This window comes from Mesorhizobium sp. B2-1-8, from assembly GCF_006442545.2.
Taxonomy (GTDB): Bacteria; Pseudomonadota; Alphaproteobacteria; order Rhizobiales; family Rhizobiaceae; genus Mesorhizobium.
Map to the genome: position 1 here is coordinate 5,976,881 of NZ_CP083952.1, position 16,262 is coordinate 5,993,142.

The following is a 16,262-nucleotide window of genomic DNA, read 5'->3' on the forward strand; positions in this document are numbered from 1 at the left end:
AGTGGCCGCGAACCGACGGGGGAATCCGGCGAGCTTAGATGGTCCGGCGCAGCGCGCAGAAATAGAACCCATCAGTGCCGCTCAGCGCTGGCGACAGGGAAATATCTCCGCCAGCGCCGATCCGCGCCGCTGCTTGGTGGCCCGGAAAACGGCCGTCCCAAAGGGCGCGGTGATCGACCGGGGCAAAGCCGCTGCTGCGCTCACGAAACGCGGCGACCTGTTGGCCATTCTCCTCGTCGAACACCGAACAGGTGACATAGACCAGCAGGCCGCCGGGTTTGACATACACCTTGGCGGCATCGAGGATCTTCGCCTGCTCGCTCTTGCGGGCGTCGAGCTGTCTCTGCGTCAGCCGCCATTTGGCGTCGGGACGGCGCCGCCAGGTGCCGCTGCCGGTGCAGGGCGCGTCGACCAGCACGATGTCCATGTGACCGACCAGCGGGGCAAGCTCGGCCGGCTTGGTGGCGACCTGTACATTGCGATTTTCCGAGCGGCGGATGCGGTCGAAGATTGGCGCCAGCCGCGCCTTTTCGGCATCATGGGCAAAGATCTGACCGTGATTGTCCATCGCAGCCGAGAGCGCCAGCGTCTTGCCGCCGGCGCCGGCGCAGAAGTCAAGCACCTGCATTCCAGCCGTCGCGCCGGCAAGCGCCGCCGCAATTTGCGACCCCTCGTCCTGGACCTCGAACCAACCCTTCTGGAAAGCCGGCTCGGCCTGCACGTTCGGGTGTCGGCCGTCACCGTCGATCGGGGGAATGCGGATGCCGTAGGGTGCGATCCGGGCGGCGCTGGCACCGGTCTGCTCCAGTTCGGCCAAGACCTTGGCGCGATCGGCCTGAAGCGTGTTGACCCGGATGTCGAGGGGCGGGCGTGTGGCGAGCGCGGCGCCCTCCTCGACCCATGTCTCGCCAAAGGCCCGCTCGAAAAGCGGTTCGCACCAATCGGGTATGTCGGCGCGAACCGCGGGCGGCGCGTCGGCAAGCCGGCGTTCCGCGATCGCCTGGAGTTCCGTGGCGCTGAGCAGCGGCGGCGCGAACTTGTCGCCTTCGAGCGTGGCGTTGAGCGACTGCCCCGTCTGGCTCCATTCGAGCAGCAGCGCCCCGAAGCCGATGGCACGCGGCGTGTCTTCGCCCAGCAACCAGCCGGCGGAGCGCTTGTGGCGCAGCGCGTCGTAGACGATGTTGCCGATCGCGGCGCGATCACCACCGCCGGCGAAGCGATGCGACAGGCCCCAGTCCTTCAGCGCGTCGGCCACCGGCCGGTGACGCCGGCCAATGTCCTCCAGCACTTCGATGGCCGCAGCCAGCCGTCCGCCCAGTCGCATTCGTCATTCCATCAAATCGAGCACATTATCTCGGTTTGCTCTTAGAGCCTTTCACGTCCGGATTGAACCCCGCTCGGTCTCGCCGCGAGCGCAAGCTGGCCATGGTCGGCAAACCTGTCCGATCAGTAAATCTTCGCGGCCGCTGGCGGCAGGCAGACCAGTAGATGCAAGACTTCTAATGTTCATAATTGGCGTCCGCAAGGTTGGTGCGTGGCGCTACAGCTCTGCTTTCCAAGTTTTTCGGTTGGGAATACTCTTGCCGCCATGATTCGCGGCGCGGAAAACGTGGACCGGCGGATCGTCACGAGGAGAGGGCAATGAAGACTTATCTGGCGGAAGTTCTAGGCACATTTCTGTTGGTGTTCATCGGCACGGCGTCCGTGGTGACGGGCGGCTTCGGCGGCGCGCTGCCGCTTGGCCAGGAGGGCATCGGCCTGGCATTCGGCATCGGCCTCATCGCGGCGGCCTATGCGATCGGCCCGATTTCGGGCGCGCATCTCAACCCGGCGGTGACGCTCGGCGTGTTCCTTGCCGGCCGGCTGCCGGCCAAGGACGTCATCCCTTACTGGATCGCGCAGATCATCGGCGCCATCATCGCCTCGCTGGCGCTGTGGATCATCGTTTCCGGCCAGACGGGCGGCCACACCGGCGGCTTCGGCGCCAATGGCTGGGACGAGACGAAGTGGGGCATGAGCTCGGCGTTCCTGTGGGAGCTGATCGGCACGTTCACCTTCGTCACGGTGATCCTTGGCGTTACCGCTGAAAAGCACTCGACGGCTTTTGCCGGTCTGGTCATCGGCCTGACACTGGCGGGCATTCACTTTGCCATGATCCCGGTCACCGGCACCTCGGTCAATCCGGCGCGTTCGATCGGCCCGGCGCTGTTTACCGGCGGTGCCGCACTCAGCCAGCTGTGGCTGTTCATCGTCGCGCCGCTAATCGGTGGCGCCATTGCCGGCGTCGTCGCCAAGGCGCGCGTCTTCGAGAAGGATTGATTTCCGGAGCCAGGATGAAAAAGGCGCGGGCCGTGGCCCGCGCCTTTTTCGTACGTCCTTAAGCTCGGATCAGGCGGCGATATCAAAGCGGTCGGCGTTCATCACCTTGGTCCATGCCGCAACGAAATCCCGGGCGAATTTCTGCCCGGCGTCCGCCGACCCGTAGACCTCGGCCAGCGCCCGCAACTGCGCATGCGAGCCGAAGATCAGGTCTGCGCGGGTGCCGGTCCACCTGACTGCCTTGGTCTTGCGGTCGCGCGCCTCGTAGACCTCTTCCGAACCCGGCTCGGAGCCGGCCGCCGGATCCCAGACCGTGCTCATGCTGAGCAGGTTGACGAAGAAGTCGTTGGTCAGCGTGCCGGGCCTGTCGGTAAGCACGCCGTGCCTGGACTTGCCGGTGTTGGCGCCGAGCACCCGCAGACCGCCGACAAGCACGGTCAGTTCCGGAGCCGTCAGGCCCAACAATTGCGCCCGGTCGACCAGCATGGCTTCGACCGACATGGGCTGCTTGCCCCTGACGTAGTTGCGGAAGCCGTCGACTTTCGGTTCGAGCGCGGCAAAGGAAGCAACATCTGTCTGTTCCTGCGAGGCGTCCATGCGACCCGGTGTGAATGGCACCTTCAGGTCGTTGCCGCCATCCTTCGCTGCCTTCTCGACAGCGGCGACACCACCGAGCACGATCAGGTCGGCGAGCGAGACCTTCTTGCCGCCAGCGTTGAACTCCTTCTGAATGCCTTCGAGCTTGGCAAGCACCTTCGCCAGTTCGGCCGGCTGATTGACGTCCCAGTCCTTCTGCGGTGCCAGCCGGATGCGGGCGCCGTTGGCGCCGCCGCGCTTGTCGGAATTGCGGAAGGTCGAAGCCGAGGCCCAGGCGGTCGAGACCAGTTCGGAAACCGACAGGCCGGAGCCCAGGATCTTGGCCTTCAGCGATGCGATGTCCTGGTCGCTGACCAGTTCATGGTCGATCGCAGGGATGGGGTCCTGCCAGATCAGCTCTTCCTTCGGCACCAACGGGCCGAGATAACGCACGACCGGACCCATGTCGCGGTGGGTCAGCTTGAACCAGGCGCGGGCGAAGGCATCGGCGAAGTGGTCCGGATGCTGGTGGAAACGCCGCGAGATCTTCTCATAGGCCGGGTCGGCCCGCAGCGCGAGGTCGGTGGTCAGCATGGCCGGCGCGCGATGCTTCGAGGGGTTGTGCGCATCCGGCACCGTGCCGGCGCCGGCGCCACCCTTCGGCGTCCACTGATGGGCGCCTGCGGGACTCTTCGTCAATTCCCATTCATAGTTGAACAAGTTGTCGAAGAAGTTGTTGCTCCACTTGGTCGGCGTCGTGGTCCAGGTGACTTCCAGGCCCGAAGTGATGGCATCGCCGGCAATGCCCGACGCATACTTGCTCGACCAGCCGAGGCCCTGCGCCTCGATGCCGGCGCCTTCCGGCTCGGCGCCGACCAGCGAGGCATCGCCGGCGCCATGGGTCTTGCCGAAAGTGTGACCGCCGGCGATCAGCGCCACGGTTTCCTCGTCGTTCATCGCCATGCGAGCGAAGGTTTCACGGATATCGCGGGCCGAGGCCAGCGGATCGGGCTTGCCGTTCGGCCCTTCCGGATTGACGTAGATCAGACCCATCTGCACGGCGCCGAGATGGCCGCGAAGCTCGCGGTCGCCCGAATAGCGCTCGTCGCCGAGCCACTTGGTCTCCGAACCCCAGTCCACGTCCTGCTCGGGCTCCCAGACGTCGGCGCGGCCGCCGGCGAAGCCGAAGGTCTTGAAGCCCATCGATTCCAGCGCGACGTTGCCGGTGAGGATCAACAGGTCGGCCCAGGAAATCTTTCGGCCATATTTCTGCTTGACCGGCCAAAGCAGGCGGCGCGCCTTGTCGAGATTGGCGTTGTCAGGCCAGCTGTTGAGCGGCGCGAAACGCTGCTGGCCCGCTCCGGCGCCGCCACGGCCGTCGCCGATGCGATAGGTGCCGGCGCTGTGCCAGGCCATGCGGATGAACAGCGGCCCGTAATGGCCGAAGTCAGCCGGCCACCAGTCCTGGGAGTCCGTCATCACATGGTGCAGGTCCTTGATGACCGCATCGAGATCGAGGCTTGCGAATTCCTTGGCATAGTCGAAGTCCTCGCCCATCGGGTCCGACAGGTTCGACTGCTGGTGGAGAACGCCGAGGTCAAGCTGGTTCGGCCACCAGTCACGGTTGGTCCGGCCGGTGGATCCGTGCGCCACAGGGCATTTGCCCGCGCTGTTGTCGTCGGTTTTCGCGTCCATCTCTCACTCCAATTTTGCCGAGGTTTGATTTTGCCGAGGTTGATTTTTGCCAAGATTTTGGGGGCGGCCAGCGGCCCGCGCCAATCTGGAACCGTTCCAGACTAGGCCACACTGACGATAAAAACAAATTGCCTTTCCTGTTCATTTCGATAGGATTTTCTTATGATAGGCTTGACTGCATGATCGGATTGACAGTTCGCCAGATGCATTATTTCGACGCGCTGGCGCAGACGCTGCATTTCGGGCGCGCGGCGAAACTTGCGGGTGTCAGCCAGCCGGCGCTGTCCTCCCAGATCGCCGAAATGGAGCAACGGCTGAACTGCCGGCTGTTCGAACGCGGTGGCAAGTCGGTGCGCATGACGGACGACGCGATCGCTCTGTTGCCGCGTATCGAGCGCATCCTGGCTGACATACGTGACGTGGAAACGACGGCCCGGCGTGGTCGCACGGCCATGGAGGGACGCTTCCGGCTGGGCATCATCCCGACCGTCGCGCCCTATCTTCTGCCGCGCGCCCTGCCCGAACTGAAGAAGCATTTCCCGGCCCTGCTGCTCGAACTGCGCGAGGCGGTCACCACCTCCCTGGTCGAGGACACCGCATCGCGAAAACTCGACGCCTTCATCGCCGCGCTTCCGCTCGACCATCCCGGACTGATCACCGAAGCGCTGTTTCCCGACCGGTTCTTCCTGGCCGTGCCATCAGGCGATCCGGCCTTTGCCTCGCCGCCGGTTCCACCCGAGAGCCCGGCGCTGGAAAGACTAATGCTGCTGGAAGAAGGCCATTGCCTGCGCGAACAGGCGCTCGCCGTCTGCGGCAATGTACGGCCGGTGGCGATGGCAAGCTATGGCGCCACCAGCCTGACCACGCTCTTGCAGATGGTGGCGCACGGGCTCGGCGTCACACTCATCCCCGAAATGGCGGCGGGGCCGGCCGGCACCATTCCCGACCTCAAGATCGTGCCGTTCCAGGAGCCGATGCCGCAGCGCATGATCTGCCTTGCCTGGCGGCGCAACAATGCGCGGCACGGCGAATGCGTCGAACTGGCGAAGATTATCCGGGGTTTGGGTGCGGTGATGCTGGCCGCTTGAGAACTGGCCAAAAACAGCCGCTACAGCACCCGCGATAGGAACTCGCGGGTCCGCGGCGAAGTCGGATTGGCGATCATCTCGCGCGGTTGACGGGCCTTGTCCTGTGGGGGACGCTCGCGAAAGGCAGCCGCGCGCCCGACTATCCCTACGCCTTGACCGCCGCGCAGTATGACCTGTGGAAGCAACGCCTGCTCGCGGGCTGGGGTGGCCCGGCGGAAATCGAAACCTTCGCCCCGAGCCTCACTGGCGACCGTCAGGCGAGGACCTGGTGGGCCGGATTGCTCAGGGCAGCCTCCAGCCCGGGTGCGGTCGCGGGCCTGCTCGATGCACTACGGGACGCCGATGTCCGTAATCTTCTGGCAAAAGTCTCCGCCCCGACGATGATCCTCCACCGTTCCGGCGACCGCGCCGTGCGCATCGAGGCCGGGCGGTTTCTCGCGTCCAGGATTCCCGGCGCGCGGTTCATGGAGGTCGATGGCGACGATCACTGGTTCTGGGTCGGCGACCAGCGGTCGCTGCTCGACAGCATCAGCGCGCTGGTGCGACGCGGCTGATCCGGCCTCACGCCGTTTTCTGCGTCACCAGCCCGAGTTCCTCGACCATCGCCTGACGCATCAGGAATTTCTGCGGCTTGCCGGTCACCGTCATCGGCAATTCGGTGCGGAAGCGGATGTGGCGCGGCACCTTGTAGTGGGCGATCTGGCCGGCGCAGAAGGCCTTGATCTCCTGTTCGGTGGCCACCTGGTCGGGCTTGAGCACGATCCAGGCGCACAGCTCCTCGCCATATTTGGCGTCCGGGATGCCGAAGACCTGCACTTCCCGCACTTTGGGATGACGGTAGAGGAATTCCTCGACCTCGCGCGGATAGACGTTCTCGCCGCCGCGGATGACCATGTCCTTGACGCGGCCGACAATGTTGCAATAGCCCTCGGCGTCGATAGTGGCGAGGTCGCCGGTGTGCATCCAGCCGTCGCTGTCGATCGCCTCGCGGGTCTTTTCGTCGTCGTCCCAGTAGCCCTTCATCACCGAATAACCGCGCGTGCAAAGCTCGCCCGGCGCGCCGACCGCAACGGTGGCGCCATCGGCGTCGATCGCCTTGACCTCGACATGCGGGTGGATGCGCCCGACCGTCGAGACGCGCTTTTCCAACGGATCGTCAACGCTGCTCTGGAACGAGACCGGACTGGTCTCGGTCATGCCGTAAGCGATGGTCACTTGCGCCATATGCATCAGCGACACCACCTTCTTCATCACCTCGATCGGGCACGGCGAACCGGCCATGATGCCGGTACGCAGGCTGGAGAGATCGAAGGACGAAAAGTCCGGATGATCGAGCATGCCGACGAACATGGTCGGCACGCCGTAGAGGCCGGTGCAGCGCTCCTGCGCCACGGCTTTCAGCGTCAGGCCGGGATCGAAGCCTTCGCACGGAAAAACCATGGTCGCGCCCTTCGACACGCAACCCATCGTGCCCATCGACATGCCGAAGCAATGATAGAGCGGCACAGGAATGCAGAGGCGGTCGTCGACGGTGAGCTTGATGGCCGAGGTGACGAAATTGCCGTTGTTGACGATGTTCAGATGGGTGAGCGTCGCGCCCTTGGGAGCGCCTGTCGTGCCTGACGTGAACTGGATGTTGATCGCATCGCCCGGCTTCAAGCGCTCGGAAATGCGGTCGAGGCTGTCATGCTCGTCGCGGCCGGCCATTGCCAACACATCGCCGAAATTGAACATGCCTGCCGAATTCTCCTCGCCCATGCGGATGACGATCCTGAGCGTCGGCAGCTTCCTGGCCTTCAGCTTGCCCGGGATCGCCGTGGCGATCTCCGGCGCCAGCGTCTCTATCATGCCGAGATAGTCCGAGGTCTTGAAGCTGGCCGCGGTGACCAGGGCCTTGCAGCCGACCTTGTTGAGGGCATATTCTAGTTCGGTCAGCCGATAGGCCGGATTGATGTTGACCAGGATCAGGCCGATGCGGGCGGTGGCGAACTGCGTCACCAGCCATTCCCAGCGGTTGGGCGACCAGATGCCGACGCGGTCGCCCTTGTGGAGGCCGAGCGCCAGGAAGCCGGCGGCCAGCGCATCCACCGTGTCCGACAGTTCGCCCCAGGTGAAGCGCTTGTCCTGGCCGACGAAGACGGCGGCATCGAGCGTGCCGTATTTGCTGACGGTGTCGGAGAAAAGCTCAGGGATCGTTTTGTCGAGCAGCGGCACGCCGCGATCGCCCGAGACATGTGCCCTGCCGTCCACGGGCGCGATAAAGACGCCGTCGGCGCGCGCGCCGCGTCCGCGCAGATTGGTGGCGTTCTTCAACTCGTCGAGATTGACCGGCATCGCTGTCTCCTCCAAGACTGGCCGAACCTATCAGCCTGCCGGGATGGTGGAAATCCCGTCGATGGTACTGGAGCCTCTTCCCTGAAAAGACCGCTATGCGACCGCGGCCGCCATTTTCGCGACGATGTCGCGCAAGACCGCTTCGTCGGCGGCTGCACGTGTCTTCCTCGAGGCCACAAGGCAGGCCTGCGACTCCAGCACGATGCCATCGCCCAGAACCTTGAGATGGTTGGCGCGCAGCGTCGAGCCCGTGCTGGTGATGTCGACGATAACGTCGGCAAGGCCGGCCGCCGGCGCACCTTCGGTCGCGCCGAGGCTCTCGACGATGCGATAGACCTGGATGCCGTGCTTGAGCGAAAAGAACTGCTGCGTCAGCCGCCAGTATTTGGTGGCGATCCTGAGTCGCCGACCATGGCGCTGGCGGAAATCGGCTGCAACGTCGTCGAGATCGGTCATGGTATCGACATCGAGCCAGATCTCGGGCACCGCGACCACGACATCGGCATGGCCGAAGCCGAGGCGGGCGACGATCTCGGCCCGCGCTTCCCAGTCGGCGAGATTTTCCCGCACCAGATCCTCGCCGGTGATGCCGAGATCGACCGCGCCCTGGCCTATTTCGCCCGATATTTCGGAGGCCGACAGGAAGACCACTTCGACATTGTCCATGCCCTCGACGCGGGCGTGATATTTGCGCTCGTCGCCGGGCAGGCTGACGGCGAGGCCAGCCTTGGCGAGCACCTCCAGCGCCTGCTCCTTGAGCCTGCCCTTCGACGGGATCGCCAGCGTGATCATGGTGCCGTCTCCCGCAACGCCTCGATGCGGTCGAGCCACACCGAGAAGCCGACACCGGGGATCGCGGTCTTGGCGCCGAGCAGCGTCAGCAACCTGTCATAACGCCCGCCACCGGCCAGGGGACGCTCGCCATTGGCGGCCGCGATTTCGAAGACGACACCGGTGTAGTAATCGAGCGGACGGCCGAAAGCGGCGTCGTAGCGGATTTTTCCCGAGGGCAAGCCATGCGCCTCGATTGCCTTGGCGCGGGCCGAGAATTTTTCCAGCGCCACACCCAGCGAAAGTCCGGCGCCGGCGGCGAAAGAATCCAGCGCCTGCGCCGCGCCATCGAGCGGCACATTGATCGCCAGAAAACTTTTCAGCGCCGCGAAGGCCTCGTTCGACAGCCGCACGCTGCGCAATTCGGCCTTCTCGATCAGCCGCCGCGCAATGTCCGAAGGCGCGCGCCCGGCGGATGCCGACAGGCCGGCCTTCTCCATGCCGCTGGCAATGTGCTGGGAAAGACCGTCCAGATCGCCGTCGAGGACAAGCGCCGCGACGGGACCGGAGAGCTGGCCGTTGCGCGGCGGGTTGGCGAGATCGGCGAGTGCCGACTCCAGCATCGGCGCCGAGCCGAAGGCGCGGGCCAGCCGCATGCGCCAGCCGCGCGGCAGGCCGAGTGCCGCCAACACCGCCTCGAAGATGCCCTGGTCGCCAAGCGTGACCGCCAGCGACTGGTCGGGCAGCACCAGCGACAGCAGCGCGTGCGCGTCGGCCACCGAGCGGGCATCGGCTTCAGCCGTGTCGCGGTCGCCGAGATCCTCGATACCGGCCTGGAAGAACTCGTTGCCGCCTTCGCGGCGCTGGCGAAACACTTCGCCCAGATAGGAGTAGCGGCGCGGCGTGCCGGCCTGGCTGGCAATGTGATCGAGGCAGACGGGGATGGTGAATTCGGGCCGCAGGCAGAGCGTCTGCCCGGTCTCGCTCTCGGTCAGGAAAATGCGGCGGCGCAGATCCTCGCCGGCCATGTCGAGGAACGGATCGGCCGGCTGCAGCACCGCGACTTCCACCGCATGCGCGTTGCGCGTGGCGAACAGCGTGGTGATGTCGGTTGATATGGCGGGGTAGCGGGAGGTCATGGACAGGATGTGCGCGAGGCACCCCCCTCTGTCCTGCCGGACATCTCCCCCGCAAGGGGGGAGATCGGATGTCGCGCATGCCTTCGCCAACCGTCGGCGTTGCAGAAAGGACTCCGCACTTGAAGCTGCCAATCTCCCCCCTTACGGGGGAGATGTCCGGCAGGACAGAGGGGGGCGCTCAAGCGCCACCCTTCCCGCGATCGGCGGCTTGCGCCGCCAAAATCTTCTTGACCTCGGCGACCAGTTCGTTTTCCGCCACCGTCACCTGCGCCGGCCGCGCGGCGCGCCATTCGGCATTGTCGGTGATCTCCGCCGACATGCGGGCGCCTTCGATCAGGTCCTTGATCTGCAACTCACCCTTGGCGCGTTCGTCGCCGCCCTGGATGATGGCGACGGGACAACCGCGCCGGTCGGCATATTTGAGCTGCGCCTTCATGCCGGCGCCGCCGAGATACATTTCGGAGCGGATGCCGGCGGCGCGCAATTGCGAGACCATCTTCTGGTAGCGGCCGAGGCTTTCCGTGTCCCTGTCCATGACCAGCACGACAACCGGCGCGATCACATCGGCGCTGTCGAGCTTGCCGAGGTTCTTCAGCGCCGTCATCAGCCTGGAGACACCAATGGAAAAGCCGGTCGCCGGAACCGGTTCGCCACGGAAGCGGGAAACCAAGCCATCGTAGCGCCCACCACCGCCGACCGAGCCGAAGCGCACGATCTGGCCGTCCTCATTGGGGATTTCGGCCAGAAGCTCGGCCTCGAAGACCGGACCGGTATAGTATTCCAGGCCGCGCACGACGGAACGATCCATGGCGATGCGGTCCTCGGCATATCCGGCGGCCCTGACCAGGGCTTCGATCGTCGCGAGTTCGCCTACGCCCTCCTGGTAGACCGCGTTTCCGCTGACGCTGGCATCCTGGCCAGCCTGCGCATTGCGCGCGGTCGCCAGAAGAACGGCCTCGGCTTGCGTGTGATTCAGCCCGGCGCCTTTGGCGAAGTCGCCCTCGCCTTCCTTACCGCCGTCCCAACGCCCCGGGCCAAGCAGCAGCCGCACACCGTCCGGACCGAGCTTGTCGAGCTTGTCAATGGCGCGCAGCACCGTCAGCCGGCGGCCGGCATTCTCCTCGCCGCCAAGGCCGATTGCTTCGAGCACGCCGTCCAGCACCTTGCGGTTGTTGACGCGGATGACGTAGTCGCCGCGCTTGATACCGAGCGCTTCCATGACGTCGGCCATCATCATCGCCATCTCGGCGTCCGCCGCCACGCCCGGCGTGCCGATCGTGTCGGCATCGAACTGCATGAACTGGCGGAAGCGGCCGGGACCGGGCTTCTCGTTGCGGAACACCCAGCCTGAGCGGTAGCTGCGGTAGGGTTTGGGCAGGCGTTCGAAGTTCTCGGCGACGAAACGCGCCGTCGGCGCCGTCAGGTCGTAGCGCAGCGACAGCCACTGGTCGTCATCGTCCTGAAAAGAGAACACGCCTTCGTTCGGCCGGTCCTGGTCGGGCAGGAATTTGCCCAGCGCATCGGTGTATTCGATCAGCGGCTGGTCGGCCGGCTCGAAGCCATAGAGCTCATAGACCGAGCGGATCGTCGCCATCATCTTCTCGACGGCGCGGATGTCCTCGGCGCTGCGGTCGGCAAAACCGCGCGGCAGCCGCGCTTTCGTCTTTTCCGATTTGTCGGCCATGGGTTTGCTCGGTGTTTGTGGCGATGGCAGGTCGGTAGTGGTGCGATTTTCGCAATATGATGCGATTTTCACAACGCGCGTGTCCTAAACGATGACGCTTGGTGCGGCAAGGCCGCGCGAAGCCTCGCTTCGCTGCAACAAACCACTGCAGAAATGAACCAATTCCGCCATAAGCGCGGCATTCCGCCGACACAATCGCAGGCGATAAAGCGGACCGGAACAAGGGGATCGGGCCATGGCGGTGGCGCGGAAATTCGACATCGGCTATCGCAGCGCCAGCGACCTGCACGCACAGCTGCGCCCAGCCAACACCCACACTCACAAGATAACAAGCCAGGCAGCCGGTCCCTTCGAGCCAGGCGAAGGCGCCAGCCCCACTATGCGCGATGCGCTGGTGACCGGCCTGCTGGTGATTTATCCGGCCCTCGCCATCGTGGCCGCCATTGTCGCCGGGCTTTACCTGTCCGGAGCCGGCGGCACCTGATATCTGCCGGCCTGCTCTCGGGACCTGAGCGTCGCCGCTATTTCGGCCGTTTGAAAGCCTTCCGTTCCTTCTCGACCTCCTTGCGGCACACACACCCCTCGAGATGGTCGTTGACCAGGCCCATGGCCTGCATGAAGGCGTAGACCGTGGTCGGGCCGACGAAGGTCCAGCCGCGCTTCTTCAGGTCCTTCGAAATCCGCACGGAGACCGCGGTGGTCGGATTGGCGCGCAAATGGGCGAGGTCGACGATCTTGGGGCGCTCTTCCTTGCCGGGTTCGAACTTCCAGAACCAGGCGGCCAGCGAGCCGAACTCGTCGACCATCTCGCGGGCGCGTTTGGCATTGTTGATGGTCGAGACGATCTTGCCGCGATGGCGGATGATGCCGGCATTGCCGAGCAGGCGCTCGACGTCCCGTTCGGTGAAGGCGGCGACCTTGTCGAAATCGAAGCCGGCGAAGGCCTCGCGAAAATTCTCCCGCTTGCGCAAAATGGTCAGCCACGACAGGCCCGACTGGAAGCCTTCTAGGCAGATCTTCTCGAACAGCCTGTGGTCGTCGGCCATCGGCCGGCCCCATTCGTGGTCGTGGTAATGCAGATAGTCGGGCAGATTGCCATGCCAGAAGCAGCGCGCGACACCGTCAGGACCGGCAAGCAGGCCGGTATTTTCATTGCTCATCCTGAAAAATCCATCCGTTAACGCGCTTCCGCGCTGTCTTTACCGTGGCTTTACCAGATTCCTGAACCCGGCGGTAACCACACCAAAGGGTTTACTGACAGAACCGCATTTTACGCATTCCGATTCATGTTTCGGTTGCTGCTCGCCGCCAATGATCGCGCAAGCCGGGAGCGTTCTCGCCCGGTGTATTTAGACGATCAAGGTGCGTTCCCGATGAAGAGAGTTCTGTTTCCCTTGCTCGGCGCCGTGGCTGTGTTTGCCGCCGGCGTCACACCCTCAACCGCCGGCGACCGCTATGCCGACAGGCCGCCGGTGATGGTGAGCCCCGACCTTTCCGCGCCCTGGGTGCTGCAGCTCGGCCATGCGCCGGGCATCGTGCGGCAGAACCGACAGGCCGCGCAGCCGCGCCAGCGCACCGCGCAGCCAGACCGCGTGCAGACGGCCGCCGTGCAGGCGCCGGGCAAACGCATGGTCATGCGCCCGCAGATCAACCCGGTCTACCTGCCGCAGGAAGTCGCCTATGACGGCGCGCAGAAGCCGGGCACCATCGTCATCGATACCACGCAGAATTTCCTCTATCTGGTCGAGAAGAACGGCAAGGCGCGGCGTTACGGCGTCGGCACCGGTAAGCCCGGCTTCGAATGGTCGGGCACGCACAAGATCACCAACAAGCGCGTCTGGCCGGACTGGCGTCCGCCGGCCGAGATGATCAAGCGCGAGGCGGCCAAGGGCCGCTACCTGCCGACCTATCTGGCCGGCGGCATGGAGAACCCGCTCGGCGCGCGCGCACTCTATATCGGCACGACCGAGTACCGCATCCATGGCACCAACCAGCCCTGGACGATCGGCGGCGCGGTATCGTCGGGCTGCATCCGCATGCGCAACGAGGATGTCGTCGACCTCTATGAACGGGTCAATGTCGGAACGACGGTCGAAGTGATATAGTGATAGCGAATCAACCGGTTAAGCAGTGCTGAGTAGATTTTGGCGCACTGTTGCCCTCAAGCCATAGCGCACTTTTGGAAGACGTGCTTAGACTGGCAGCGAGTTAACGGGGGACGGGCCGTGTGGGGATACGGCCAGTCACGAGAGGGCAGCACGGGTAACCGGGCTGCCCTTTTCGTTTCACGGTGCGACAGGTCGCCCCGGAGGCACGGTGTTTCGTTTTCAGGGCTGATTTCCTGGCCATGCTCTGCTATTGCAGTGCACAATCTCCCCACCAAAGGTTCGAACTATGTCCCTGTCCGACGACAGCCGCTATCTCAAGGGCGGGCCGGTTGCCCAGCGCATCATCGCCGCCGTGCGCGAGGACGCGGCCATTGCCAAGGCCGAGGGCTTTCCGCCCAAGCTGATCTCGATCACCGTCGGTGATACCGACGCGGTCGATGTCTATGTGCGCAACCAGCGCGCCAAGGCTGAGCTCGCAGGCATCGATTTCGAGGAACGGCGCTTTCCCGCCACCATCACCTCGGGTGAACTCGAAGCAGCCATCCACGGGCTGAACGCCGATCCGCGCGTCACCGGCATCATCATCCAGCGGCCGGTTCCCGCGCATATCCCGATCAAGACTCTGCAGGCGGCCGTCCACCCGCTCAAGGACGTCGAGGGCATGCACCCGGCCTCGATCGGCAATATCGTCTACAACCAGCTCGACCTCGCGCCCTGCACGGCGGCGGCCTCGGTCGAGTTGCTCAAGGAAACCGGGCTCGACCTCAAGGGGCTCGAAGTCGTCATCGTCGGCCATTCCGAAATCGTCGGAAAGCCGATCGCTTTCCTGCTGATGAGCGAGGGCGCGACCGTCACCGTCTGCCATCATATGACACGATCGGTCGCCGCCCATGCGCGCCGCGCCGACGCGCTTTTCGTCGCCGTCGGCAGGCCGCGCCTGATCAAGGCCGACATGGTAAAGCCGGGTGCGGCCGTCATCGACATCGGCATCAATTCCGAAATTGGACCTGATGGCACGAGCCGCATCGTCGGCGACGTCGACACCGACAGCGTGCGCGAGGTTGCCTCCTGGATCACGCCGGTGCCGGGCGGCGTCGGCCCGATCACGGTGGCGATCCTGCTGCGCAACACAATGGTCGCGCTCAGCCGCCAGCGCGCGCTCTATGAGGCGACCTATGGCACGTCGGACAGGCTCGCGGCCGAGTAGCAATGAAACGAACGCCTATTCCGCCGCGACCAGGCTGTCTTCCGTAACGCCGTCCGGCTTCGGCCCGCCATAGGCCCAGTCGAGCAGCTTGATCGTGTGCACCACCGGCATCCTGGCGGCGGATGCGATCTGCGTGATGCAGCCGATATTGCCGGTGGCGACGATCGAGGCACCCGTCGCCTCGATGTTCCTGACCTTACGATCGCGCAGCCTGGCCGAAATCTCGGATTGCAGGATGTTGTAGGTGCCGGCCGAGCCGCAACAAAGGTGCCCCTCGCGCGGCTCGCGCACGACGAAACCGGCCTTGGCCAGCAACTCCTTCGGCTGGCGCGTTATCTTCTGGCCGTGCTGCATCGAGCAGGCCGAGTGATAGGCGACAACCGTGCCAGGCTTGCGCACGGGTTCAGGCAGGTCGATGGCGGCCAGATACTCGGTGATGTCCTTGGCCAGCGCCGACACGCGCGCGGCCTTGTCGGCATAGGCCGGATCGAGGCGCAGCATGAAGCCGTAATCCTTGATCGTCGTGCCACAGCCCGATGCGGTGATGATTATGGCGTCGAGCCCGCCCTGCTCGATGGCGCGCGTCCAGGCATCGACATTCTGCCTGGCCGAGGCAAGGGCGGCTTCTTCCCGCCCCATGTGATGAACCAGTGCGCCGCAGCAGCCCTCGCCCGGCGGCACCACGACCTCGACGCCGAGCCGTGTCAGCAGCGAGATGGTCGTATCGTTGATGGCGGGATCGAGCACCGATTGCGCGCAGCCGGTCAGGATGGCGACGCGGCCCTTTTTCGCCCCCTGCCCGGCATGGACGCCCGGCAAGGCCATTGGCGAGGCTGCCGGGATCGATGCCGGCGCGAGCTTGAGCATCGCGCCGAGAGGCTTCAGTGCCGGGATTTTTTCGAACAGGCCGATGAAAGGCTTGCCGAGTTTTGCCAGTTTGAGCGCGGCGCGGAAGCGCTGGGGATAGGGCAGCACGAAGGCCAGCATGGCGCGGGTCAGGCGATCGAGCAGCGGCCGCTTGTAAGTCTCCTCGATATGGGCGCGGGCATGGTCGACCAGATGCATGTAGTTGACGCCCGACGGGCAGGTGGTCATGCAGGCGAGGCAGGACAGGCAGCGGTCGATATGGGTGACGATCTCCTTGTCGGCGGGACGGCCGTTCTCCAGCATGTCCTTGATCAGGTAGATGCGCCCACGCGGCGAATCGAGCTCGTTGCCGAGCGTTACATAGGTCGGGCAAGTGGCGGTGCAAAAGCCGCAATGCACGCATTTGCGCAGGATCTTTTCCGATTCCGCGACGTGCGGATCGGCAAGCTGTGCGGGCGAAAAATTGGTCTGCAT

Annotated in this window: 13 protein-coding genes and 1 pseudogene; 6 read left to right on the forward strand and 8 right to left on the reverse strand. The window is 64.8% G+C overall.

From position 1 onward, the window contains the following. Nucleotides 1-34: 34 nt before the first annotated feature. Complete coding sequence (locus tag FJ970_RS29330; protein ID WP_140756685.1) at nt 35-1,324, reverse strand: RsmB/NOP family class I SAM-dependent RNA methyltransferase; 1,290 nt, start codon at nt 1,322-1,324, stop codon at nt 35-37. A gap of 317 nt (nt 1,325-1,641) precedes the next feature. Here FJ970_RS29330 and FJ970_RS29335 point away from each other — a divergent pair, with 317 nt between their 5' ends. After that, nucleotides 1,642-2,319, forward strand: a complete 678-nt coding sequence (locus FJ970_RS29335) for an MIP family channel protein (protein WP_135861795.1) — start codon at nt 1,642-1,644, stop codon at nt 2,317-2,319. 69 nt (nt 2,320-2,388) lie between these two features. On the opposite strand, the gene katG is transcribed toward FJ970_RS29335, so the two are convergent. Further along, nucleotides 2,389-4,590: a catalase/peroxidase HPI gene (gene katG, locus FJ970_RS29340; RefSeq protein WP_140756683.1), complete on the reverse strand. Its 2,202-nt coding sequence runs from the start codon at nt 4,588-4,590 to the stop codon at nt 2,389-2,391. A 179-nt stretch (nt 4,591-4,769) separates the two neighbouring features. On the opposite strand from katG, the gene FJ970_RS29345 reads away from it, so the two are divergent. Both FJ970_RS29345 and FJ970_RS29350 read left to right on the forward strand, forming a co-directional pair. Then, nucleotides 4,770-5,678 (forward strand): hydrogen peroxide-inducible genes activator, encoded by a 909-nt coding sequence (locus FJ970_RS29345; protein ID WP_140756681.1) that lies wholly within the window; start codon nt 4,770-4,772, stop codon nt 5,676-5,678. Nucleotides 5,679-5,752: 74 nt separating this feature from the next. Continuing rightward, a pseudogene (locus FJ970_RS29350) lies at nt 5,753-6,232 on the forward strand (alpha/beta fold hydrolase); the annotation flags it as partial. A gap of 7 nt (nt 6,233-6,239) precedes the next feature. Here the strand turns inward: FJ970_RS29350 and FJ970_RS29355 are convergent. The 4 genes from FJ970_RS29355 to hisS form a co-directional block, all read right to left on the reverse strand. Then, the gene (locus FJ970_RS29355) at nt 6,240-8,012 is read right to left on the reverse strand and encodes an AMP-binding protein (RefSeq protein WP_140756677.1); all 1,773 of its coding nucleotides are present in this window, start codon (nt 8,010-8,012) and stop codon (nt 6,240-6,242) included. Nucleotides 8,013-8,105: 93 nt separating this feature from the next. Further along, entirely contained in the window at nt 8,106-8,804 is a 699-nt protein-coding gene (gene hisG, locus FJ970_RS29360) for an ATP phosphoribosyltransferase (RefSeq protein WP_140756674.1), read from the reverse strand. Next, nucleotides 8,801-9,922 (reverse strand): ATP phosphoribosyltransferase regulatory subunit, encoded by a 1,122-nt coding sequence (locus FJ970_RS29365; RefSeq protein ID WP_140756672.1) that lies wholly within the window; start codon nt 9,920-9,922, stop codon nt 8,801-8,803. The genes hisG and FJ970_RS29365 overlap by 4 nt, the downstream gene beginning before the upstream one ends. Before the next feature lie 178 nt (nt 9,923-10,100). Beyond that, on the reverse strand, nt 10,101-11,606 hold the full coding sequence (gene hisS, locus FJ970_RS29370) for a histidine--tRNA ligase (protein ID WP_140756668.1): 1,506 nt from the start codon (nt 11,604-11,606) through the stop codon (nt 10,101-10,103). Nucleotides 11,607-11,841: 235 nt separating this feature from the next. Between hisS and FJ970_RS29375 the strand changes: the two genes are divergently transcribed. Next, nucleotides 11,842-12,090 carry a hypothetical protein gene (locus FJ970_RS29375; RefSeq protein ID WP_140756666.1) on the forward strand — a complete coding sequence of 83 codons (249 nt, stop codon included), beginning with the start codon at nt 11,842-11,844 and terminating at the stop codon, nt 12,088-12,090. Between the two features lie 37 nt (nt 12,091-12,127). On the opposite strand, the gene FJ970_RS29380 is transcribed toward FJ970_RS29375, so the two are convergent. Further along, the gene (locus tag FJ970_RS29380; RefSeq protein ID WP_140756664.1) at nt 12,128-12,766 is read right to left on the reverse strand and encodes a DNA-3-methyladenine glycosylase I; all 639 of its coding nucleotides are present in this window, start codon (nt 12,764-12,766) and stop codon (nt 12,128-12,130) included. Nucleotides 12,767-12,979: 213 nt separating this feature from the next. Here FJ970_RS29380 and FJ970_RS29385 point away from each other — a divergent pair, with 213 nt between their 5' ends. Both FJ970_RS29385 and FJ970_RS29390 read left to right on the forward strand, forming a co-directional pair. Next, nucleotides 12,980-13,711: a L,D-transpeptidase gene (locus FJ970_RS29385; RefSeq protein WP_140756662.1), complete on the forward strand. Its 732-nt coding sequence runs from the start codon at nt 12,980-12,982 to the stop codon at nt 13,709-13,711. Between the two features lie 289 nt (nt 13,712-14,000). Beyond that, complete coding sequence (locus tag FJ970_RS29390; RefSeq protein ID WP_140756660.1) at nt 14,001-14,921, forward strand: bifunctional 5,10-methylenetetrahydrofolate dehydrogenase/5,10-methenyltetrahydrofolate cyclohydrolase; 921 nt, start codon at nt 14,001-14,003, stop codon at nt 14,919-14,921. Nucleotides 14,922-14,936: 15 nt separating this feature from the next. On the opposite strand, the gene glcF is transcribed toward FJ970_RS29390, so the two are convergent. After that, complete coding sequence (glcF, locus tag FJ970_RS29395; RefSeq protein WP_140756658.1) at nt 14,937-16,262, reverse strand: glycolate oxidase subunit GlcF; 1,326 nt, start codon at nt 16,260-16,262, stop codon at nt 14,937-14,939.